This window comes from Gracilibacillus phocaeensis (assembly GCF_900626275.1).
GTDB lineage: Bacteria > Bacillota > Bacilli > Bacillales > Amphibacillaceae > Gracilibacillus > Gracilibacillus timonensis.
In genome coordinates this window covers 394,595-415,233 of the sequence record NZ_LR131145.1, presented here as the reverse complement: position 1 = coordinate 415,233, position 20,639 = coordinate 394,595, and the positions used below count along the sequence as shown (strand labels likewise).

The window sequence follows — 20,639 nt, the reverse complement described above, 5'->3', positions numbered from 1 at the left end:
AATTTTATTGTTTAACGGATCCAGCTGTTAAACTACTGATAAAATATTTTTGCATAAAGATAAACAAGATGAGTAATGGAATACTTGATAGAAAAGAAGCTGCCATTAACTCATTCCACATAATTTTATAGAATCCATTTAATTCAGCTATTCCGACAGGTAGTGTTCGCATAGCGTCAGAATTTGTTAAAATCAAAGCAAACATATATTCATTCCATCCTAATAAAAATGAATAAATAGCTGTAGAAGCTAGTCCTGGTAGGGATAGTGGTAGTATGATTTGTACAAAAGTACGAATGCGTCCACATCCATCAATTCTGGCAGCTTCATCCAATTCTTTCGGAATACTTTGGAAGAATCCCACCATCATCCAGGTACAGAATGGTATACTGAATGAAACATACACAAGAATCAACCCCATATGCGTATCAATCAAATTCAGTGAATTCAATACCTGATAGAAAGGGATTAAAAGCATAATAGAAGGAAACATTTGCGTGATCAATAAAAAAGTAAGAAATGATCCCCTGCCACGAAAACGGAATCTTGAAGCACCATATCCAGCTAATGAAGAAAAAAGTAAAGAGACGAAAGTAGAGACTCCAACAATAATGATGCTATTATAAAAATATTGTGCAAAAGGGTAGTTTTTCCATACATTGATAAAAGCTGATATTGTAATATTATCGGGAATCCACTGAGGAGGAGAGACCATTACTTCTCCTTCAGGTTTTAGAGCCGTTGACAGCATCCACAACGTTGGAATTAATACAGTTAACGAGGCTAGGATAAGCAATAAGTACATACAACTATTAAATAATGTTTTTTTTCTATTAATTGTCATCATCGCCTAAAATCCTCCTATAGGTTAATCCAATAAAGAGACATATAAAAAACACAATGACAGCCATGGCTGATGCCCTTCCAAAATTAAAGAACTCAAAAGCCTGTTTGAAAATATCGATACTAATGATATTGGTTGCAGCCCCCGGTCCGCCTTGAGTAAGAATCCAGATCATGGTGAAGTGCTTGAACCACCAAACAGTATCCAAAATCAGTGATACAAGCAATACGGGCATAAGCCCAGGAATCGTAATATATCGAAAGCTTTGAAACAAGTTTGCACCATCGATTTTTGCAGCTTCATATTGTTCTTGAGAAATAGACTGAAGACCTGCCAGTACCATCATCATAATAAGCGGGTAACCTTTCCAAATACTTACTAGGACAATTGCAGTAAAGGCTGCTGTTTCTTGACCTAGCCAAGAAATGGGTTCAGAGGTAATGTTGAATAGCATTAAGTAATGATTAAATAATCCGTATACAGGATTAAATAACCATTTCCAAAGTAAGGCAACTACTACTTCAGGAAGTAACCAAGGTACAATCAATAATGCTCTAAACAATAAAATGCCTCGTAATTTCATATTCAGAATTAACCCGAATGCGATCCCAACAATAAAATGTCCAGCAATAACTAAAATAGAATAAAGTAGTGTCAGTCCAATACTTCTGATAAATTCCATGTTAGAGAAGATACGAGTATAATTTTCTATACCTATAAAATCCCATTTGTTCACTAAATTTGTATCAAAGAAACTGATATATGTACCATAAAGCAGTGGGTACGTGACCAATAATAATAGAACAACGAGCGATGGAAATGTGAAACCATAGCCACTCCATTGTTCGCCTTGAATGAGGTTTCTAAGGTTATTTTTCCGCATAACATTCACCCTTTACTTGATAAGAAATGATATAAAGGGAGATTGTCTTTTCTGGAAATGGAGAATCTCCCTTTATTAATATAAATCTTCTTTTTATTCAGCCTGATTTATGATTTCATTTGCTCGCGTTTCTGCATTTTCTGTTGCAGTCTCTACATCTTCACCATTAGCAATAATGTTTTGATAGGTTGAGCCAACAATGTCGTAAAATTGATTGTATGAACTGATTCTTGGAATTGGAAAGGCATATTGAATAGCTTCTGCAAACCCTGCCATTTCTTTGGTTTGTAGTTGTTCATGGTCTTCTAATTCTGTTCGAGTAGGTAATCGTCCACTTTCACCATTCCACCACAAGGCTTTTTCTTTAGATACAATAAATTTTAGATAATCAGCTATTTCCTCTTTATGTTCGCTTTGTTCGGATATAGCATAGCCAAATAATCCATTTGTAGATACGTTCTCACCGCTTTCTGATTTAGGTAATGGCACACTATATAGCTTTCCTTCTAGATCAGGGTTTTCTGAATATATGCCACCCAACGCATTAGGACCGGAGATCAGCATTGCTGTTTGATTATTCGCCATCATGCTAGCTGCTTCAGGAAAACCAGTTTCAGTTGGACCAGGAGGGACAACGCCATATTCATTTACTAAATCACCATAAAGCTGAAAGGCTTCTTGAGATTCAGGTGTATTTAAGTCGGTTATCCACTCGCCATTCTCATCTTGTCTTACTTCTTTAGCCCCAAATGATCGAAGTACAGTCACAAATCGGCTGGCACCAGAGCCATTATTTGTTCCAATCATTCCAAAGCCCCATTGGTCGATTTCTCCATCGTCATTAGTGTCTTTCGTGAATGTCTCGGCTGCTTCAATAAATTCATCCCATGTTTTGGGTGCTTCTATCCCTTCTTCCTCAAACCAATCTCCTCGGTAGATTAAAGAAACAGGGTTTGCTACCCAAGGCTGCATCTTCATGTCGCCATCAATAGAAACTTCTTCTCGAATATTTGGTATGAAACCATCCAAATATTCGTCATCATATAATTCTGATAAATTGGCTAGCATTCCCATATCATCCGCAGTATGTAAGAATTCAGGTGTCATACTAAATGCATCTGGTAAATCATTACTAGTAGCCAAAGTAGTTAATTTTGCAAAAAGGTCATTCATAGGGACGGATGTAAATCTTATTTCAATATCAGGATTTTCTTCCATGTATTCTTCCGCTAATGTTAATTCATTCTCACCATCAGGTTGTTCTGTTTGAGAAACAGACATAAATTCCAAAACAGTCTTACCATCATTCTCTTCTGTAGAGTTAGCGCTTTCATTATTTGTATTACAAGCCGATAAGATTAGCGTACAAAGAAATATGATTAAAATACTTGTATTCATTTTAGTAACCTTCATTAAAATAACCTCCTTGAAAGTGCTATAACTTATATGTTGTCTTACAAGTTTAAGCAGTAAAAATCAAATATTAATAATTGAAAAACCGTAATAGGAACAATAAAATTATTTAAATAACATATTCAACAGCCATTATCATCACCCCCTTTAAATAAATAATCAAACTTATAAGTTGTCATACAAGTTATATAAAAAACAAAGCTTACTTAGAAGCTCTGTAATCTCTTAAATTTTGAGCCATGCTTTTTCTAAGTATATTTTTAACCCCTTCAGGATCTCTATTCTTTATACAATTAAGCTGTTCTATATGACCATCAATAGAATCTCCTTCGAGTGTCTTATGATCTACACCAAATACTCTGTTTAACTCTTCGAGATAATAGTAGTAAGCCTTTGTGTTTTTCATAACGGCATATAAAAATTGATTCTTGGAAGCTTTGGCAACCGTTAAATGGAACTCGAAGTCCGCCTGAGTGTATCGCTTATAATCGTCTTTATTATTAAGCATTTTTTCAAGGGCCAATTCTAATTCCTTTATATCTTCATCTGTTGCTCTTTCGGTAGCTAGGTCAATACATTTAAACTCAATAATCTCACGGAATTCGAGAATATCTAACAATTCTTTTTCGCTTATATCCATAGTTGGCATAGCGTTGCTTATCATTTCTGCATGATTGATTCCTGAGACAAAGGACCCTTGTCCTTGTTTAGTCGTAATGATTCCCATTTGTCTCAGTTTTTGCATAGCACTTCTAACACTAATTCGACTAACACTGAACATTTCACATAGCTGGTTTTCGGAAGGTAGTTTATCGCCAACTTGCCATTCACCATTTTGAATTTGTTGTATGATTTGTTGGAACACTTCTTCCACGATGTTTGTTTTTTTAATTGATTTGATATCCATTATTAATCAACTGCACTTTCGCTGTAAGTTGTCATACAAGTTAATTTGTATAGTATCATCGTAAAAGATAGAAGTCAATAGTTTTTTTGCTTGCGTTTTCTTTTATCGCTTCTATTGTTAAAATAGTCTATTTAGTTCTAGTATTTATAATAAATGTCACAGTGTGTAATGAGTATAAGTTTATATCTATAAATTGCCTAAAAAATAGGATAAACGAAATGTCAACAGATGAAGCAAATATATTGCATGAACTTCACCTGTTAACCATTTCAAATGCTTATCCAATAGCCTGAATCGCCCTATACACATTCTTCGTATTATCCCCATCCGTATATTCCACCAATTCAGCATAGTTTTGCACATATTGATCGGGTTGTTCTCGGTGATAATTGGTTAAGATGGCATGATGAAGCTGTTCGTCTACATGGTAGACCACATCACCAAAACAATTCTCTTCTTGCAAGATGTTTGGCGCTCCATATTCCTGCTCGGCTAATGCTTTGTCGCCCCAGAAATAGATAATATTACTGCCGCCAGCGAAGGCATAATAACAAATAGAGGAATAATCGGTAATAACGACCTTAGATCGTAACAGGGCGTCTTTAATATCTCCTTCGTAAATGAATTTCTCAATCGAGGCATAGACATCCGCAAATTGATTTTCAATTAATAACTTGGCCTTCGGGTGTAAGATGAGATTAACAGGAATCTCTTGATAAAAATCATGGGTTTGTATCATTTGAAAAAACTGCAGATAACGATCAATATAAGAATTTTCTTCGATTTTTCCCGTCACATCCCAAGGTCTCCAGGTTAATAAGAAACTGATCTCCTGCTTTTCTTGTTTGCGCTCTTGAACATATAAATCCAAGTTAGGTGTTCCTTTTTGTATCAGTTGGCTCGGTTCATATTTCGGATATTGGATAAAGTAGGAACTTTCCAAGTCGGAATTGGTGACAATATAATCAGGAGCAATGGGAACCTTTCTATTATAGTAGCCTCGTTCAAATACATTGGTTGCAAGAGAGATCCCATGCTGCAAAAAGATTTTTTTATCGCTTTGTAAAATCACTTTTTTTAACTGTCTGCTGTTGTCATATAAATTTCTCAGTATATGGGTAGGCAGATCAGAAGAAATTAGTTTATCCGCATGAAAGATGGCATAGAAAGCTTTCACCGAATTGTGTGCTACTACACTATCTTTGCCATAATGGGATTGTAATGTCTGAAATTGTTCGTGTGATTTGTCTAGTACAAACACTGCTTTGTTGTCATGTTGTGATTTCGCATATTGGAATACCTCAAAGGCAGACTCGCTGGCCCCACTTGCAAATTTCTCAAAATAGATATCTCTGCTTCTTTTTTGGCCGAATACAGAGAGCCATTTTGCTACTTTCTCTTTGATTGGTATCGCCTTGTTTAAGTAATCACTGATCACAAGTACCAACTGCCCTGTGATCGACTTGCGAAGAAAAGATTGTATTTGATGTCTTTCTAATGTATATCTTCTGGAGCTGTATATATAATGATTTTTATCGTATCTATCGTAACCATTGAATTTTAGGGGGTAGTAATAGCTTAAACCATCCAAGGTTAGCGATTTAATATACATAGGATTATTGATTTCACTGCTGTCCTGATATTTTCGCAGAACCTCAGATAATTTAATCCGACAAAAACCTAATTGTGATAAAAGCACCAGTTTATTTGTATTTTCAGCTAATTTTTTTCGGATGAATCGAGGTAGAAAATACTTAAAATCATAGTCTAATGCCTTATCATACCCAATGGCTATGTTGACTTCGGACATATTGGCATAGCGAAAGCGGATGGCACCAATGATAAAAAGATTGGCTAATAAACCACAAGTGAAAACACGGTGAGGCGGTGTTGATTCTGCCTTTTCCAATACCTTTTCATCAGGTAAAGAGCGATGTCTTTTCATGATCATAAAGGAAAGTCTGCCTATGGGATCTAAGTATAGAACCACAAAAGTATTTTTTAATAATGGATTCGGATGTTTCTCGAGAATTTTAATATGGTGATCGACTCGGTTAGGATAGACTACGATCTCATCATGTTGATACACATAAAACTTTTTGAAGGGCATCCGTCGTTTTCCGTTCATCAAGGAAATCTGATTGAAATCACCAAAACCGTCCTTTAAAAATAATTGTTTTCCTCGTTTTTTTACAATGGGTTCCAAGGTGTTAATCTCCTTTGCTACATTGAACTAAGATGCATATGTTAGTTGTATTTCTTCTATAATCTCCCATCATACATAAGAGTATTTTTTCCGACAATGCGTGAAACTATTCATTTATTTCTATCAATTAATGGTATTTATCACAAAATAAAGGTGATTTAACAGGGGATAAGACCCGGGATGGATTTGATTACCATATATAAAAGAAACTTAGAATGTATCTATCTTCACAAAAAGCAATGTAAATGTTAAAAATCATCCTATGGACCTGTATAATACCGCTGTTGTTTTAGGTATGATAAAGCGAGACTATCTATAGCGGTCTTCTTGCGGTTGTTAGTGGCGTGATAGATGGAGAGGGGATGATGTATGTTGAAGACTTATAATATTTTCGGAAGTTGTGTATCAAGGGATATTTTTGGTCTGGTAGAAGACCATAACTATAGTGTGGATTATTATCAAGCGAGATCTTCTGTGCAAAGTATGATGTCTAAACCTTATTCGGTAGACTGGAAATATATATCGACAGGTTCAAATTTTAAAGATCGAGTAGTGTATACCGATATAAACAAGGATTATTTTGAGCAGTTATGGAAGCATCGAGCCCACGATTTAATCATTGATTTCATTGATGAACGATTTGCATTGTATAAAATTGGGTTCTCGTATGTGACGCGCTCCAACTATTTCCTTACTGCTGGTTTGAAAAATCTATTAGGCGGATACGAAGTGAAGAAAACAGAAACGATAGAGGACTGGGATGCTGCTTGTTTGGCTTTTATTGAGAAATTGAAATCATATTATCATGCGGATCAGGTTATTTTACATAAGGCATATTTTGCCGAGGAGTATGTAGACAACGCAGGAAAAGTACAGAAATTTGATGATCGTAAGACCAAAATTTATCAATCTATTAATCAGTTACTCGATCATTATTATCATTTCTTTGAAAGTCACTTTGAGAATATCCATACGATTGGTTTGCCCAAAGGGAGCTATCGAGCTTGGGAAGAACACAAGTGGGGGCTGGGGCCAATGCATTATGAAAGAAATTACTATCAGGAAATGGTAAATCAACTAGAAGACATCAATCGCAAGAAAAAAGATAAGCAGATATAGCAAATAGCAACAGAAAAATGATAGACGGTGCAAATTCATCAAGTCACCGTCTATCTACCTCAGTAGCAGCACATCATTGTATTCGAAAACACCAATAGTCCCAATCTTTGAATACTGACTCCCCCAACGGGAAATTTTCCTATGTTACTTTTGTCGAGTATTTGAACTTCCCTTAAAAAAATGGTTCAAACTGACGTGAATAACGGTAGATCTGTTGACTTTTTAGGACTTATGCATTAGAGTATAGAAAACGCTTTCATTTAGTGGTGTTGTTCTATTTGATTAGGGTTACTCCATATAATAAGTAACCCCTAACACAAATGACAAGAAACAGAGATATTATCACTGAAAGGGGGCATTAGCAAGGGGGGTATACGAATAGCTATTAATAGAGAAATCATTCACTGCTAAGCGCCTTACATTGCTACGTTGTAATGGTCGATAACATCCTGATATGTTTACAGCTCGTTATTATCCGTTTCATTTTACTTTACAAGGAGGGGTTCATGATGAAAAAGCATGTTCTTTGGTTAGCTATGTTGGCATTATTGATGTTCGTATTAGCTGCGTGTGGCAGTGACGATTCAACGGGTGCAGATGCCGATGGAGCCAGTGGTGGTGAGGAAGGGAGCAGTGAGGAAAAGTATAAGATTGGTATTTTAGCTCCAGAGGTAACTCATGGATGGGTCGGCGCTGTTGCTTATCATGCGGAGGACAGGGTGGAAGAGCTATCCGATCAAGTTGATTATCAGATACAAACAAGTGGTAATGCAGAGGAAATGACCTCTCAGCTTGATGACTTGACGACTTGGGGAGCTGATGCGATTGTTGCTTTTCCGCAGTGGGAAGGGATGGATGTACCGATCCAGAATGCGATTGACAATGGTATGACGGTTGTCAACTTTGATATTGTGATCGATGCAGATGGCGTCTATCGTGTATCAGGTGACAATGAGGACATGGGAATTCAAGGGGCCAATTATATTGTAGATAAAATTGGTGAAACCGGGAATGTGGTGGTGCTTGAAGTGCCATCCTCAGGCTCTGTATCGGAGCTGCGTACCAAAGGGTTTGAAGAAACCATCGCGGATATTGCTCCGGATATGAATGTGATGACTTATGCGACGGAATTCACGCGTGAAGCAGGGCTAACCGATTTTGCCGATATTTTAACATCCGTGGATCAAATTGATGCCGTTTATTCGTTGGATGACGAAACGTCTGTCGGGGTGTTACAAGCAATTGAAGAAGCAGGAAGAACGGATATCCAAGTGGTTACTGGCGGAGGTGGCATGCAGGAGTACTTTGAAATGATGCCGGAAAATGAGGATATTTGGATTCAATCGGCTTTATATAGTCCTGCTATGGTAAAAGATGCGGTGGATGTCGCTCTGGATGTACTCAATGGAGAAGAAGTGGAGCAAGAAACGATTATTCCGACAACCGTGGTCGATCGGGATAACTATGAAGAGTTTTTAGATTCGGATTCACCATATTAAGAGATTAGGGGGTGCTGCTTGTTGTGGTACTCCCTCGCATCTATATGTTTCACTGGAGGTGTAACATGCTTGTCGAGTTGAAGAATATTCAGAAATCATTTGGTGCGAATCATGTGCTCAAAGATGTATCACTCACGATTAAGGAGGGAGAGATCTGTGCCCTTCTAGGGGAAAATGGTGCAGGTAAATCAACGCTTATGAATATTTTGGGCGGTGTCCATCAGCCGGATCGTGGAGGTATTTTCCTAGATGGTGAAGAGGTGGTCTTTCATGATCCAGCGCAGCCAATCAACAGGGGGATTTCCTTTATTCATCAGGAGTTAAACCTGATTAATGATCTGCCCATCTATGAGAATATCTTTTTAGAGCGCTATTATAAAAGCAGTTTCCGCAAGGTTCCGCATCAGCAAATGATTCAAGAAACGCAGAAGATCTTTGAGCGAATGCAAGTGAACTTAAATCCACGTACATTGGTAAAACATCTGGATTCATCCTATAAGCAAATCATTGAGATCTGCCGGGCAGTTGTAATGGACGCCTCGGTGATTATCATGGATGAGCCCACTGCGTCGTTAACTGATACCGAGATTGAACGTGTCTTTGCGATGATGAAACGATTAAAGGAACAAAAGGTAGGTATCATTTTTATTTCGCATAAATTGCAAGAAGTAATGGAGATTTGTGACCAGTATTCTGTACTGCGTGATGGTGAAGTGGTTTCTCAAGGGCAAGTAGCAGATGTGACGACAAAAGATCTTGCCCGTTTTATGGTGGGTCATGAAGTGCGGACTGACAAGTTGGTTCGAGATAGAGAGCGGGGAGAAGAGGTACTACGAGCAGTGGAATTAACGTCAGAAGAGCACTTTTCTGATATTTCCTTTTCGCTTCATCAAGGAGAGATTGTTGGTTTTACTGGTCTCTTAGGAGATGGCAGGAGTGAACTGTTTCAAGCGATTTTTGGTGCTTATCCTTTGTCTTCCGGACAGCTGCATCTTTATGGGAAGTCAGTAAAAATTCGTTCAACGATGGCCGCTATTGAACAAGGCATTGCTTACCTGCCAAGAAATCGTAAAGAAAATGCGATTATTAAGGATATGAATATTTTAGAGAATGCCGCTATTGCTTCCTGGAAGAAATATGCTAAATGGGGCATCATTCAACAAGCTGTACATAAAGCGAACTTGGCGGAGCTGCAACAACAATTAAATATCCGTATGGAAGATTACGCTAATAATATTACGAATCTATCAGGTGGAAATCAACAAAAGGTGGTGCTAGCAAAGTGGCTGGCCACAGGTCCCAAGGTATTAATTCTCGATAACCCGACACAGGGAGTGGACGTTGGGGCAAAAGAGGATATTTATGATATTATTTTGCACTTAGCTGATGAGGGAATAGCGATTGTTATTTTATCCAGCGAGGCTAATGAAATTCTGCGTTTATGCAACCGGACATATGTCATGTACCATGGCAATCTGCAAGGGGAATTGCATGGAAAAGAAATGAAGGAACAATCGATTATGGAACTGGCAACTGGTGGAGAGACTACTGTTTCTATTTCACAGTAAGGAAGGGCGTGATTCCTATGGTAGAACAAACGACAAATAGCGTTACCCATTTTCTGCATTGGTTTAAAAAACATTGGAAGAATAATCCTCTGTTTAGTATTTTTATCGCATTAGTGGTGATGGTGATCCTGCAGACGATTGTTTTAGGTTTTGATTATCCCACGTTTGGCGATTGGTTTCAATCTTGGACAAACAATTGGATTAATATACTCCGCAATAATGCCAGTATTGCTATCGTGGCACTAGGGATGACCTTTGTCATTATGACGGGCGGGATTGATTTAGCCGTTGGTGCAACGCTTGTTGCCACCGGGGCGTTTGCTATGACCTTGCTGGATGCAGGAGCCAATGGTCTCTTGAGCAGTATCGGGATAACGGGTTGGCCAGCTATCATACTCACTATTTTGTTGGTAATGGTGTTTGGTTATTTATTGGGATCCCTGATTGGGGTATCGGTAACGCGAGGGATGGTTCCTCCTTTTATTGCCACATTAGGTGCAATGATGGTGTTTCGTAGTGTGACACAGCATGTGATGCAAGGGGCTTCTCCACGAGTACCGAGCGAGTTCTTGCAAATTTCTAATTTCAAGATCGGTGACTTGATGATCATGCCTATCCTTTATTGGATCATCATTGCGGCAATTATGTATTTTATTTCAAAAAAGACAACATTTGGCCGCCAGATTATCGCCGTTGGATCGAACGAAAGGGCGGCAAGGCTATCTGGTATTAATGTGAAAAAAGTGAAATTCCGTGTTTATGCCTTATCGGGAATGTTAGTCGGTATTGCAGCAATCATTCAAGTATCTCGTATTGGCTCCATGGATTTTGCTGGTTCAGGGCGCGGGATGGAGATGGATGCCATTGCTGCAGCAGTTGTCGGTGGAACAAGCATGATGGGAGGAAGAGGGTTTATTTTAGGTACGGTATATGGGATGTTGATTATCGCCGTATTGAATAATTTATTAAATCTCTTCGGCGTCCCACCATTGCTGCGCGATGCCTTTAAAGGTGCAATTGTGATCGGTGCTGTGCTATTGCAAAGGAAGGAACAGTCGGCATGATCGAACGAATATAAAGAAGCCCGCCAAGTATGGTTGGTGATATGCCGACAATGGTATTGGTTTTCACTCATGAAGTGGTCGTCATTTCTAAGATGACGACCATTATTTCAGTATTCGCACATCAAACGGCCGTCATTTCCAAGATGACGGCCATTATTTTAGTATTCGCACATCAAATGGCTGTCATTTCCGAGATGACGGCCATTATTTTAGTTTTCGCGCGTCAAATGGCTGTCATTTCCAAGATGACGGCCATTATTTTAGTTTTCGCCCGTCAAACGGCCGTCATTTCCGAGATGACGCCCATTATTTCAGTATTCGCCCGTCAAACGGCTGTCATTTCCGAGATGACGGCCATTATTTTAGTTTTCGCGCGTCAAATGGCTGTCATTTCCGAGATGACGCCCATTATTTTAGTTTTCGCACATCAAATGGCTGTCATTTCCGAGATGACGCCCATTATTTTAGTTTTCGCACATCAAATGGCTGTCATTTCCGAGATGACACCCATTATTTCGAGTTTCGCACATCAAATGGCCGTCATTTTCGAGATGTCATCCTTAAACCTTCTGTTGTTCTTGCTGCAAGGCGCACATGGCATCTCTTACGGTCATATATGTTCTCATCGATTGTAATTTATCGCTGATTTCTACTGTTTTGATGGCGAGCTCTGTCCGAATTCCGGTTAAGACGAGTTGTGTTCCAATCAAAGCGGTTAAATCATAGAGTTTTAAAATCGAAGCGGCGACAAAAGTATCGACTTCATATAGCCCAGATAAATCTAATATTAGATAATCATCCTTGGAGCTGATCAAGTAGTTGGAGATAGCTTCCGTTAGTTTCTCCATCCTTGTTTCATGAAGTGTTCCAATCAGCGGAAGGACGGCGATGGACTCCGCTACTGGAACAATGGGTGTGGATAATTGGTCCATTTCTTGCAGGGCTGCTTTTAATAAGCGCTCTTGTTCTTTTTCATTTGTCATATCCTGTTGTATCCCGACAAAATAGTATTTTCCTTCCTCTTCTACCCACACGGGGTCAATGGAAAGTTCGTTCCAAAACGGCGTTCCATCTTTTTTGTAGTTATATAATTGTACAGTCACAGACTCTTTGTGTTTAATAGCTAGTCTTATTTTGGACAAGTTGTCAGGGTCAGTTTCCTCTCCTTGAAGGATGCGGCAGTTTTGTCCAATGACTTCCTCTTCTTCGTATCCAGTCATTTCGGTAAAACCATTATTGACAAAAATAATCGGATGATCATCTAATGATGGATCGGTGATAATCAGGCCGACCTTAGTATAATCTAATGCTTTTTCAAATAAAAAATGTTTTTTATCGATATTCGACATCCCGATTTCCCCTTTATTAGTGATAAGAATAGTGTAATCCATTTTTGTAGCATGCGCAACCAGATCAGATGTCTGTAATTCCCTTTCGACATCGTCTAATAAGATCAAAGTTGTCTTGAATAGGAGAAACAGGAAGTAAAGAAGCAGCTCGTGATGAAGAGCTGCTTCTTTACTTCCTTCATTTTGAAAAGATCTTCACTGCCAAAAAGGATAACGACCACAACAATATACCAATAAACATAAAAATAAGCAGGATTTTTAAGGCATCTGTGACAGAACCTACGGTAAACCAACCGCTTAGCAAAAGAATAGGGTAGACCGTTATAAGCATGATGAAAAAGTGTACAAGTGATTGCTTCCATAAGCTCCAATGATCGATATGATAAATAACACTTGCTGCAGCAACAAAGAATGCTATCAATGCAGCCAGCAGTGTACCTTTTGCGTCAGAGTTTTTTCCTTGAGTATAAAGAATGAAAGCAATACCACCCATAATTAGCAAGGGTATACCACCCCTTAATAGTGCTTGGATCATCATCATATGACAGCACCTCCTATTTCAACTCTTCTTTCATTTTGTAAATAATCGCATTGGTAGAAAATAACAATAAGAAGATGATTACTACGGCTTCGCTTGCAACATGGAGAATTGCTTCTAATTGGTTAAAATCATGGCCGTGCGTAATCGTGTTCACTAGCAGGTAAGATGAAAAGTTTGTATGACCGATAAGTGATTCTAGAGCACTTGCCATCATTCCCAGCATATTTAACCCTAGAACGATGCCAATTACGATACTCGGAATAACATGTTTGACAATCAAGGTTGCACATAACATGATCACGAGAAATACCCTATGCAGCAAAAACTGTCCAATCAACAGTTTAGCGAAGTATCCCGATTCACCAATGGGTACAAGAGGGGTCTACCTATGCTTGATTTTGTTTTCTTTGGTGATGGAAAAGGGTATTGCATACATTAATTGATATCTTTGATTTGATTTGTGTTTGAATAAATCTAAAGGAATCATTTTTTATGATAAAAGTAAATCGATTTCTAATATCCTTTATTTGGATTTTGTCGTATGCCAAGGAGATCAATAATAGAGCGATAAGCATTGCTTCACTTTCTCTATAAGCTGTGTTTTTAATTTATTATATAATAAAACGCTTGGTTAATAAAATAAAACGCTTGGTTAATAAAATGAAATTTAAAACCTATAAGAATTTTCATTTTTGCTCTAAATACTAGTTCTTTATTACAAGATAAAAGAATCTTATTTCGAATTAACGCAAAGTCCAAATAGTAACTTAGTATCTCAAATTGATTTGTGGATTGTCTTTTAGCTGCGTCCGATTTTAGACAAAGTCGTTTATTTTTAGCATTGTAACCGTTGTCAAACCTGTTTATACTGAGATCAATCACAAATTAGGAGGTTAGAATATTGAAAAAAATAACGTATTTATTATTTGGAATGATGCTGTTTATTGTATTATCTGCTTGTAACAGTGGGGAAGAGGATGAAAATAAATTAGTCGTTTATTCACCAAATAGTGAGGACATTATTAATACCATTATTCCGATGTTTGAACAAGAGACAGACATTGAGGTGGAACTTGTTTCTGCAGGTACGGGTGAACTACTGAAACGAATTGAAACAGAGGCAGGCAATCCTAACGGTGACATTATGTTTGGTGGAAGTAAAGCACAGATGTTAGGGCAAGCCGGTCTATTTGAAGAGTACACTTCAGCGAATAACGATAAGATGCTTTCTGACCACCAGAATGTTGATGGGTTCTTGACACCTTATGGAGCGGATGGAAGTGTTATTCTCGTCAATGCTGATTTGATAGGAGATATTGAAATTAACGGATATGAAGACTTGCTGAATCCAGAATTAAAAGGAAAAATAGCAGGAGCAGATCCTGCAAGTTCGAGTTCAGCCTTTGCTCAACTTACTAATATGCTAATGGCTATGGGTGGAGATTATTCATCAGATGAAGGATGGAGTTATGTAGAAGAACTAGTAAGGAACATGGATGGAAAGGTCGCAAGTGGATCAGGAGCTGTGCATAAAGGAGTGGCAGATGGAGAGTACACCGTCGGACTTACTTATGAAGATCCTGCTTTAAGTTATGTACGAGATGGTGCTCCTGTTGAAGTCATCTATCCGGAGGAAGGCGCTGTATTCCTAGATGCAGGTGTGGAAATTATTAAGGATGCCAAACATATGGATAATGCGAAGGCCTTTGTTGATTTTATTACATCAGAAAAAGCACAAAATGCCTTTGCTCAAGAATTAACCATTCGATCATTAGGAAAAGATGTCGAGGTAGCAGATTACAAAAAGCCATTCGATGAAATTAATGTGATTCAAGAAGATGAGGAATATGTAGAAGAAAACAGAAATGAAATTGTTGATAAATATAAGGATGTATTTACTGGTGCTCAAGAATAATCGTATACACAAAAAAGACAACAAAGGAGAATGACCGTGAGTGTAACCATCAAATTCAATGATATAATAAAAAAATATGCTGATAAGACCGTTATTTCGGGGCTTTCTCTGGACATCAAGAAGGGTGAGTTTTTCACCCTTCTTGGGCCATCAGGTTGTGGGAAGACTACTCTGTTAAGGATGATAGCTGGTTTTAACAGTATTGAAGGTGGTGAAATATCTTTTGATGATAGAGTGATGAACCGAATAACTCCTCAACATAGAAATATTGGCATGGTATTTCAAAATTATGCTATTTTCCCAAATCTAAATGTGAAAAATAACGTTGCATTTGGATTAAAAAACAGGAAAATAGAGAAAGAAGAGATAGAGCAACGAGTGGACCGAATTTTAGATGTTGTACAAATAAGTCAATTCAAAAAAAGTATGCCAGAAAATCTCTCTGGAGGTCAACAGCAAAGAATAGCCTTGGCACGTGCTATCGTAATGGAACCAAATGTGCTGCTTATGGATGAACCACTTTCTAATTTAGATGCCAAATTACGCATAGACATGCGAGAAGCTATTAAGGAAATTCAGCATAAAGTAGGAATAACGACAGTTTATGTAACGCACGATCAGGAAGAAGCAATGGCAGTTTCCGATCGAATTGCAGTAATGTACAATGGCATCATTCAACAAGTAGGTACGCCAAGAGAAATCTATCAACGTCCATCCAATATTTTTGTTGCGAGTTTTATTGGAAGAACTAATATCCTAGAAAGATCCCTAAAACAAGAGGGTGGTAAACAAGTATTAATAATGGGAGAAGACTATAAATTAGAAATGAATCACATTCCTCAAAAGGAAAAAATAAAGATATCTATTCGTCCAGAAGAGTTCACAATTAGCTCTACACAAGAAGGAATAGCAGGAGAAGTTCAACATAATGTTTTTTTAGGTACAAATGTTCATTACACGGTCAAACTAAATAATGATGAATTTGTTGAGGTAATACAAGAGGCTACTCTAGGCGAACCGATTGAACCTGGTACAAAGATAAAACTATTAATGAATAAGGAAAAAATTAATCTATTCGATTACGAAACAGAGAGGAATGTGCTGGAGGAGGATTCCTATGCAAAATAATACGACCAGCAAAAGAGATATATGGAGTCTCATTACATTAGTTATTATTCTATTATATGCCTTAGTACTCGTATTACCATTGATTACATTATTAAAAGAAAGTATCGTAAAAGACGGAGGTTTTTCGCTTGACTATTTTACGGAGTTTTTCACTAAGAAGTATTATTACAGCACCTTGTTCAACAGTCTGAAAGTAACTGTTGCGGTTACATTAGCTTCTTTAGTTATTGCAACCCCGTTAGCTTATATTATGACGAATTTTAAAATTAAAGGGAAACTATTTTTGCAAATACTCATTCTTATTTCTTCCATGGCACCTCCCTTTATTGGTGCTTATGCATGGATTCTGCTGATGGGGAGAAATGGCGTTGTGACCAATTTTTTAAGTGATGTATTCCACATTACTATGCCAGATATCTATGGTTTCTCGGGGATTTTGATTGTGTTGACGCTACAATTAACACCGTTGATCTATATGTTTATGATGGGGGCGTTTAAAAGTATTGATAATTCATTGATAGAGGCTGCCGAAAGTATGGGTTATACGGGTTTGAAAAAGGTATGGAAGGTGATTATGCCACTAATGATTCCTACTATATTAGCTGGTTCCTTACTTGTTTTCATGCGTGCTTTGGCAGACTTTGGAACCCCGATGCTAATTGGAGAAGGATTTGAGACTTTACCTGTATTGATTTTTAATGAATTCACCAGTGAAATGGGTGGTGACTCTGGTTTTGCCGCAGCAATTAGTGTTATTGTTGTTGTGATAGCATTAACCATTTTCTTGTTACAAAAATACGTTACAAATAAGAAATCTTTCTCTATGAGTGCTTTACATCCCATTAAGGAAAAAAAAGAAACGGGGATTCGTAATGTATTGGCTCATTTGTTTGTATATGGCTATTTAGCATTTGCCATCTTGCCGCAACTGTACGTTGTATATACTGCATTTTTAAAGACATCGGGCAGGATCTTTGTTAAAGGTTATTCGTTAGATAGTTTTAAGACAGCATTCACGCGTTCAGGCGATACAATCGTGCATACTTTTACATTAGGTTTAGTCGCACTGTTTTTTGTCATTTTGATTGCTATCTTAATTGCCTATGTGACGGTTCGACGTCGTAGTGCAGTGACCAATGGATTGGATATTATTTCAATGGTACCATATATAGTACCTGGTTCTGTCCTTGGTGTAGCATTGTTGCTCGGTTTTAACAGCAAACCTTTTCTTCTGAGTGGTACGGCAACGATTATTATCATTGCTTTTGTAATCAGAAGGCTTCCATATACAATTCGCTCTAGCGCAGCGATCATACATCAGATCAATCCAAGCGTAGAAGAAGCTGCGGCAAGTCTTGGGGCTTCTAATTTAAAGACATTTTTTAAAATCACATTGCCAATGATGTTACCAGGTGTAATATCTGGTGCCATTCTTAGTTGGGTTACAATTATTAGTGAGCTTAGTACCTCGATCTTACTGTATACCGTTAATACAAAGACAATGACTATAGGAATATACACTGAGGTGATTCGTGGCAATTATGGTGTAGCTGCTGCTTTATCTACAATATTAATTGCTATTACGGTTATTTCATTATTAATCTTCTTTAAATTAACCGGTAAGAAAGAAGTTTCTTTATAAAGACGAAAGAAATAAGAAATAAACAAAGGAGTGACTCTATATTGAAAAAGAAAAGTTTCAAGGATGCCACGAAAAGTCTTTTTCTAAAATATACAGTCATTCCTATTTTGGCTTTAATTGTATTATTTACAATATTCACGATTGTTATCTTTCACCTAAAGGCTGTATATGATGCTAAACAATCAGGCGTTCACATCGGTGAGAAGATAGAAAATGTATACAAAACCTACCAAGAAGAGATGGAAAGGATGATTTCTTCATCCGTAGTGATGGAAAGTTTGCAAACGCATTCCGATATTAACCTTGTATACGAAGCATTCTATAACTTCAACAACCAGCAGGAGGTAAAAAGTAGTTTTTATTTGGTGGACAATCAACATGTATTTGTGGCATCTACCAATAAATCGAATGAAGAAGTGAACGATGCTATTTTGGACCAAATCGTTCCGCATTTGCGTGAAGAACCAAATAAACTGCTAACTTTAGTAGAGAAAACAAGTTTTTCGCATGGACAGACCTCTTCTATAACCTTAGGAAAAGCAGTGAAACAAAATAATCGAATAATAGGTTACTTAATTTATAAATTATATGAGGAAGATTTTCAACGTTTAATATTTGGCGAAAAGACAGATATTGTGGTTGTCACTGACACGTATAATCATATTGTTGTGACTTCTAATGAAATTGTTCAAGGATTGATGAACAAATTTCAACCAGAAAAAATAACAAACTCAAGAGCACAAATAAAAAATGAAAATTATTATATGAACCAAATAAAAACGGAAGATGGTCTTTTTCGTATTTATACCCTAAACAATACTGGAACAGACCGAGTGGTTCTGATCCTATATATTTTATTTATTGGTATTACAGGTTTATTTTTATTTGTCTTGCTTCGAATATTAGCAGAGAAGATGTCGAGTAAAAATGTGGACTCGATTGATAAACTATTGGTTGCCGTTTCTCAATTAAAGAAGGGTGATTTAACCTCCTATGTGGATATTGATACCGGGGATGAATTTGAAACACTGGCGAATCAATATAACATTATGTTAGATAGCTTAAATGCTCTTGTGAAAAGAAATCAAGAACTGTCAGAAATCAAAAAAGTGAATGAAATGAAGATATTGCAAAGTCAATTCAATCCGCACTTTCTGTTTAATGTATTAGAAACATTGCGTTATACCATGATTAGTAACGTGGATAAAGCACAAGATATTATCTTATCATTGTCTTCCTTGCTACGATATAGTATTAATCAAACCGTCGATTACGTAGTTCTGGAACAAGATTTATATTATACAATTGACTATTTGAAACTGCATCAACTAAGGTTTCGTGATCGTCTGCATTATGAAATAGATATACCGGAGGAGATTCAAGGAGCTTTTGTTCCTAAATTGTTACTACAGCCGATTATAGAGAATGCAATTAAATATGGTTATCAGAGGCAAACTAATTTGAATATATTAATCAAGGCTGTAGTTAAAGGAGAATGTATCGTGTTCACTGTGGAAGATGATGGAGGAGGAATTGCTCCTGAAAAGCTTAATGATATTCAAAGGAAGATTCAAAATGACAGAAATAGTCAAATAGGAATCGGATTATATAATACACACCAGCGCGTGCGTCTTCAATATGGAAATGATTATGGTCTTATCATCCATAGTGTTTTGGGTGAAGGAACAACTGTACAGATAACCATCCCATATTCTAAAGGGGGAGAACTCCATGTATAAACTATTAGTAGTAGAAGATGAAGACATTATTAGAGAAGGTATTAGATATATCCTTGATTGGACAAATCTCCAATGTGTAGTAGTTGGTGAGGCGACCAATGGAGAAGAAGGATTGCAAAAGATTGTCGAATTAAACCCTGATATCATATTACTTGATGTTAATATGCCATTGAAGAATGGAATTGATTTATTGGCAGAATGTGACGATAGCCATATATTTAGCACGATTATTCTTTCAGGGTATGATGATTTTAATTATGCACAAAAGGCCATTCAATACGGTGTCAGAGAGTATTTGCTCAAACCAGTTGATCATCGTGAATTAGAAGCAGCTATTAATCGTGCTAAAAAAGAAGTAGACAATAAGAAGCAATTTCATATTATGGAGGAAAGTATGAAAACACCCGAAACAAAAAACGTGTTAAACGTAGATATCTGGACTGAATGGAAGGATCAATCACAACATGTACAACAGATGGTTACTTATATTCAAGAGTATTACGATGAGAAAATAAGTATCAATGATCTTGTTGATGAGGTAGGGATGGGAACTACTTATTTGAATAAAAAGTTTAAAGAGGGTACAAGTTATACTTTTAATGAGTTTTTGAATCGGTATCGTATTCAGAAGGCAATCGAACGTATTAAAACGGGAGATGATAAAATTACGATGATTGCGACTGAAGTTGGTTTTAGTAATTATCGTTATTTTATAGATGTATTTAAAAAGTATACGGAATTTTTACCGAGTGATTTCATGTCATACTTTGACAATACAAAATAGTTCGGTAAACGGACATCGTTTTTATAATTGTTAGCCAA

General features: G+C 37.1%; 18 protein-coding genes. 10 read left to right on the top strand and 8 right to left on the bottom strand.

Annotated features, from left to right (window positions below):
* Window positions 1-4: 4 nt before the first annotated feature.
* From E0E32_RS18155 to E0E32_RS18135, 5 genes are all read right to left on the bottom strand, one after another.
* Window positions 5-847, bottom strand: coding sequence for a carbohydrate ABC transporter permease (locus E0E32_RS18155; RefSeq protein WP_205410323.1), 843 nt, complete (start codon window positions 845-847; stop codon window positions 5-7).
* On the bottom strand, window positions 834-1,727 hold the full coding sequence (locus E0E32_RS18150; RefSeq protein ID WP_130860390.1) for a carbohydrate ABC transporter permease: 894 nt from the start codon (window positions 1,725-1,727) through the stop codon (window positions 834-836). The genes E0E32_RS18155 and E0E32_RS18150 overlap by 14 nt, the downstream gene beginning before the upstream one ends.
* Window positions 1,728-1,820: 93 nt before the next feature.
* Window positions 1,821-3,140 (bottom strand): ABC transporter substrate-binding protein, encoded by a 1,320-nt coding sequence (locus E0E32_RS18145; RefSeq protein ID WP_066191012.1) that lies wholly within the window; start codon window positions 3,138-3,140, stop codon window positions 1,821-1,823.
* 202 nt (window positions 3,141-3,342) lie between these two features.
* On the bottom strand, window positions 3,343-4,047 hold the full coding sequence (locus E0E32_RS18140) for a FadR/GntR family transcriptional regulator (RefSeq protein ID WP_066191017.1): 705 nt from the start codon (window positions 4,045-4,047) through the stop codon (window positions 3,343-3,345).
* A 277-nt stretch (window positions 4,048-4,324) separates the two neighbouring features.
* Window positions 4,325-6,253 carry a CDP-glycerol glycerophosphotransferase family protein gene (locus E0E32_RS18135; protein ID WP_286171994.1) on the bottom strand — a complete coding sequence of 643 codons (1,929 nt, stop codon included), beginning with the start codon at window positions 6,251-6,253 and terminating at the stop codon, window positions 4,325-4,327.
* Window positions 6,254-6,622: 369 nt separating this feature from the next.
* On the opposite strand from E0E32_RS18135, the gene E0E32_RS18130 reads away from it, so the two are divergent.
* From E0E32_RS18130 to E0E32_RS18110, 5 genes are all read left to right on the top strand, one after another.
* On the top strand, window positions 6,623-7,372 hold the full coding sequence (locus E0E32_RS18130) for a DUF6270 domain-containing protein (RefSeq protein ID WP_130860389.1): 750 nt from the start codon (window positions 6,623-6,625) through the stop codon (window positions 7,370-7,372).
* Between the two features lie 509 nt (window positions 7,373-7,881).
* Window positions 7,882-8,871 carry an ABC transporter substrate-binding protein gene (locus tag E0E32_RS18125; RefSeq protein WP_066191023.1) on the top strand — a complete coding sequence of 330 codons (990 nt, stop codon included), beginning with the start codon at window positions 7,882-7,884 and terminating at the stop codon, window positions 8,869-8,871.
* Window positions 8,872-8,936: 65 nt separating this feature from the next.
* Window positions 8,937-10,439, top strand: coding sequence for a sugar ABC transporter ATP-binding protein (locus E0E32_RS18120; protein WP_130860388.1), 1,503 nt, complete (start codon window positions 8,937-8,939; stop codon window positions 10,437-10,439).
* A 17-nt stretch (window positions 10,440-10,456) separates the two neighbouring features.
* Window positions 10,457-11,503, top strand: coding sequence for an ABC transporter permease (locus tag E0E32_RS18115; protein ID WP_066191029.1), 1,047 nt, complete (start codon window positions 10,457-10,459; stop codon window positions 11,501-11,503).
* A gap of 41 nt (window positions 11,504-11,544) precedes the next feature.
* Window positions 11,545-12,138, top strand: coding sequence for a hypothetical protein (locus tag E0E32_RS18110; protein ID WP_165445072.1), 594 nt, complete (start codon window positions 11,545-11,547; stop codon window positions 12,136-12,138).
* Here E0E32_RS18110 and ytvA read toward each other — a convergent pair.
* The 3 genes from ytvA to E0E32_RS18095 form a co-directional block, all read right to left on the bottom strand.
* Window positions 12,064-12,852 (bottom strand): YtvA family blue-light photoreceptor, encoded by a 789-nt coding sequence (gene ytvA, locus E0E32_RS18105; RefSeq protein WP_066191039.1) that lies wholly within the window; start codon window positions 12,850-12,852, stop codon window positions 12,064-12,066. The two genes, E0E32_RS18110 and ytvA, sit on opposite strands and share 75 nt — an antisense overlap.
* 178 nt (window positions 12,853-13,030) lie before the next feature.
* Window positions 13,031-13,393: a DUF3021 family protein gene (locus tag E0E32_RS18100; RefSeq protein ID WP_066191044.1), complete on the bottom strand. Its 363-nt coding sequence runs from the start codon at window positions 13,391-13,393 to the stop codon at window positions 13,031-13,033.
* A gap of 13 nt (window positions 13,394-13,406) precedes the next feature.
* On the bottom strand, window positions 13,407-13,694 hold the full coding sequence (locus E0E32_RS18095) for a hypothetical protein (RefSeq protein ID WP_066191049.1): 288 nt from the start codon (window positions 13,692-13,694) through the stop codon (window positions 13,407-13,409).
* Window positions 13,695-14,294: 600 nt separating this feature from the next.
* Between E0E32_RS18095 and E0E32_RS18090 the strand changes: the two genes are divergently transcribed.
* Genes E0E32_RS18090 through E0E32_RS18070 form a run of 5 tightly spaced genes read left to right on the top strand, consistent with a single transcriptional unit; the run spans window position 14,295 to window position 20,601 of the window.
* Window positions 14,295-15,308 (top strand): ABC transporter substrate-binding protein, encoded by a 1,014-nt coding sequence (locus E0E32_RS18090; RefSeq protein WP_130860386.1) that lies wholly within the window; start codon window positions 14,295-14,297, stop codon window positions 15,306-15,308.
* A gap of 36 nt (window positions 15,309-15,344) precedes the next feature.
* Window positions 15,345-16,436 (top strand): ABC transporter ATP-binding protein, encoded by a 1,092-nt coding sequence (locus E0E32_RS18085; protein WP_066191055.1) that lies wholly within the window; start codon window positions 15,345-15,347, stop codon window positions 16,434-16,436.
* A complete protein-coding gene (locus tag E0E32_RS18080; RefSeq protein WP_066191059.1) occupies window positions 16,426-18,078 on the top strand; it encodes an ABC transporter permease in 1,653 nt (550 codons plus the stop codon). The genes E0E32_RS18085 and E0E32_RS18080 overlap by 11 nt, the downstream gene beginning before the upstream one ends.
* A 41-nt stretch (window positions 18,079-18,119) precedes the next feature.
* On the top strand, window positions 18,120-19,817 hold the full coding sequence (locus E0E32_RS18075) for a sensor histidine kinase (protein ID WP_078060050.1): 1,698 nt from the start codon (window positions 18,120-18,122) through the stop codon (window positions 19,815-19,817).
* Window positions 19,810-20,601, top strand: a complete 792-nt coding sequence (locus tag E0E32_RS18070) for a response regulator transcription factor (protein ID WP_066191067.1) — start codon at window positions 19,810-19,812, stop codon at window positions 20,599-20,601. The genes E0E32_RS18075 and E0E32_RS18070 overlap by 8 nt, the downstream gene beginning before the upstream one ends.
* Window positions 20,602-20,639 lie beyond the last annotated feature (38 nt).

What these genes read in the sequence shown, in the direction of transcription:
- E0E32_RS18155 (WP_205410323.1), bottom strand. Translation starts at nt 847, where the DNA reads ATGATGACAATTAATAGAAAAAAAACATTATTTAATAGTTGTATGTAC.
- E0E32_RS18150 (WP_130860390.1), bottom strand. Translation starts at nt 1,727, where the DNA reads ATGCGGAAAAATAACCTTAGAAACCTCATTCAAGGCGAACAATGGAGT.
- E0E32_RS18145 (WP_066191012.1), bottom strand. Translation starts at nt 3,140, where the DNA reads ATGAAGGTTACTAAAATGAATACAAGTATTTTAATCATATTTCTTTGT.
- E0E32_RS18140 (WP_066191017.1), bottom strand. Translation starts at nt 4,047, where the DNA reads ATGGATATCAAATCAATTAAAAAAACAAACATCGTGGAAGAAGTGTTC.
- E0E32_RS18130 (WP_130860389.1), top strand. Translation starts at nt 6,623, where the DNA reads ATGTTGAAGACTTATAATATTTTCGGAAGTTGTGTATCAAGGGATATT.
- E0E32_RS18125 (WP_066191023.1), top strand. Translation starts at nt 7,882, where the DNA reads ATGAAAAAGCATGTTCTTTGGTTAGCTATGTTGGCATTATTGATGTTC.
- E0E32_RS18120 (WP_130860388.1), top strand. Translation starts at nt 8,937, where the DNA reads ATGCTTGTCGAGTTGAAGAATATTCAGAAATCATTTGGTGCGAATCAT.
- E0E32_RS18115 (WP_066191029.1), top strand. Translation starts at nt 10,457, where the DNA reads ATGGTAGAACAAACGACAAATAGCGTTACCCATTTTCTGCATTGGTTT.
- E0E32_RS18110 (WP_165445072.1), top strand. Translation starts at nt 11,545, where the DNA reads ATGCCGACAATGGTATTGGTTTTCACTCATGAAGTGGTCGTCATTTCT.
- ytvA (WP_066191039.1), bottom strand. Translation starts at nt 12,852, where the DNA reads ATGTCGAATATCGATAAAAAACATTTTTTATTTGAAAAAGCATTAGAT.
- E0E32_RS18100 (WP_066191044.1), bottom strand. Translation starts at nt 13,393, where the DNA reads ATGATGATGATCCAAGCACTATTAAGGGGTGGTATACCCTTGCTAATT.
- E0E32_RS18080 (WP_066191059.1), top strand. Translation starts at nt 16,426, where the DNA reads ATGCAAAATAATACGACCAGCAAAAGAGATATATGGAGTCTCATTACA.
- E0E32_RS18070 (WP_066191067.1), top strand. Translation starts at nt 19,810, where the DNA reads ATGTATAAACTATTAGTAGTAGAAGATGAAGACATTATTAGAGAAGGT.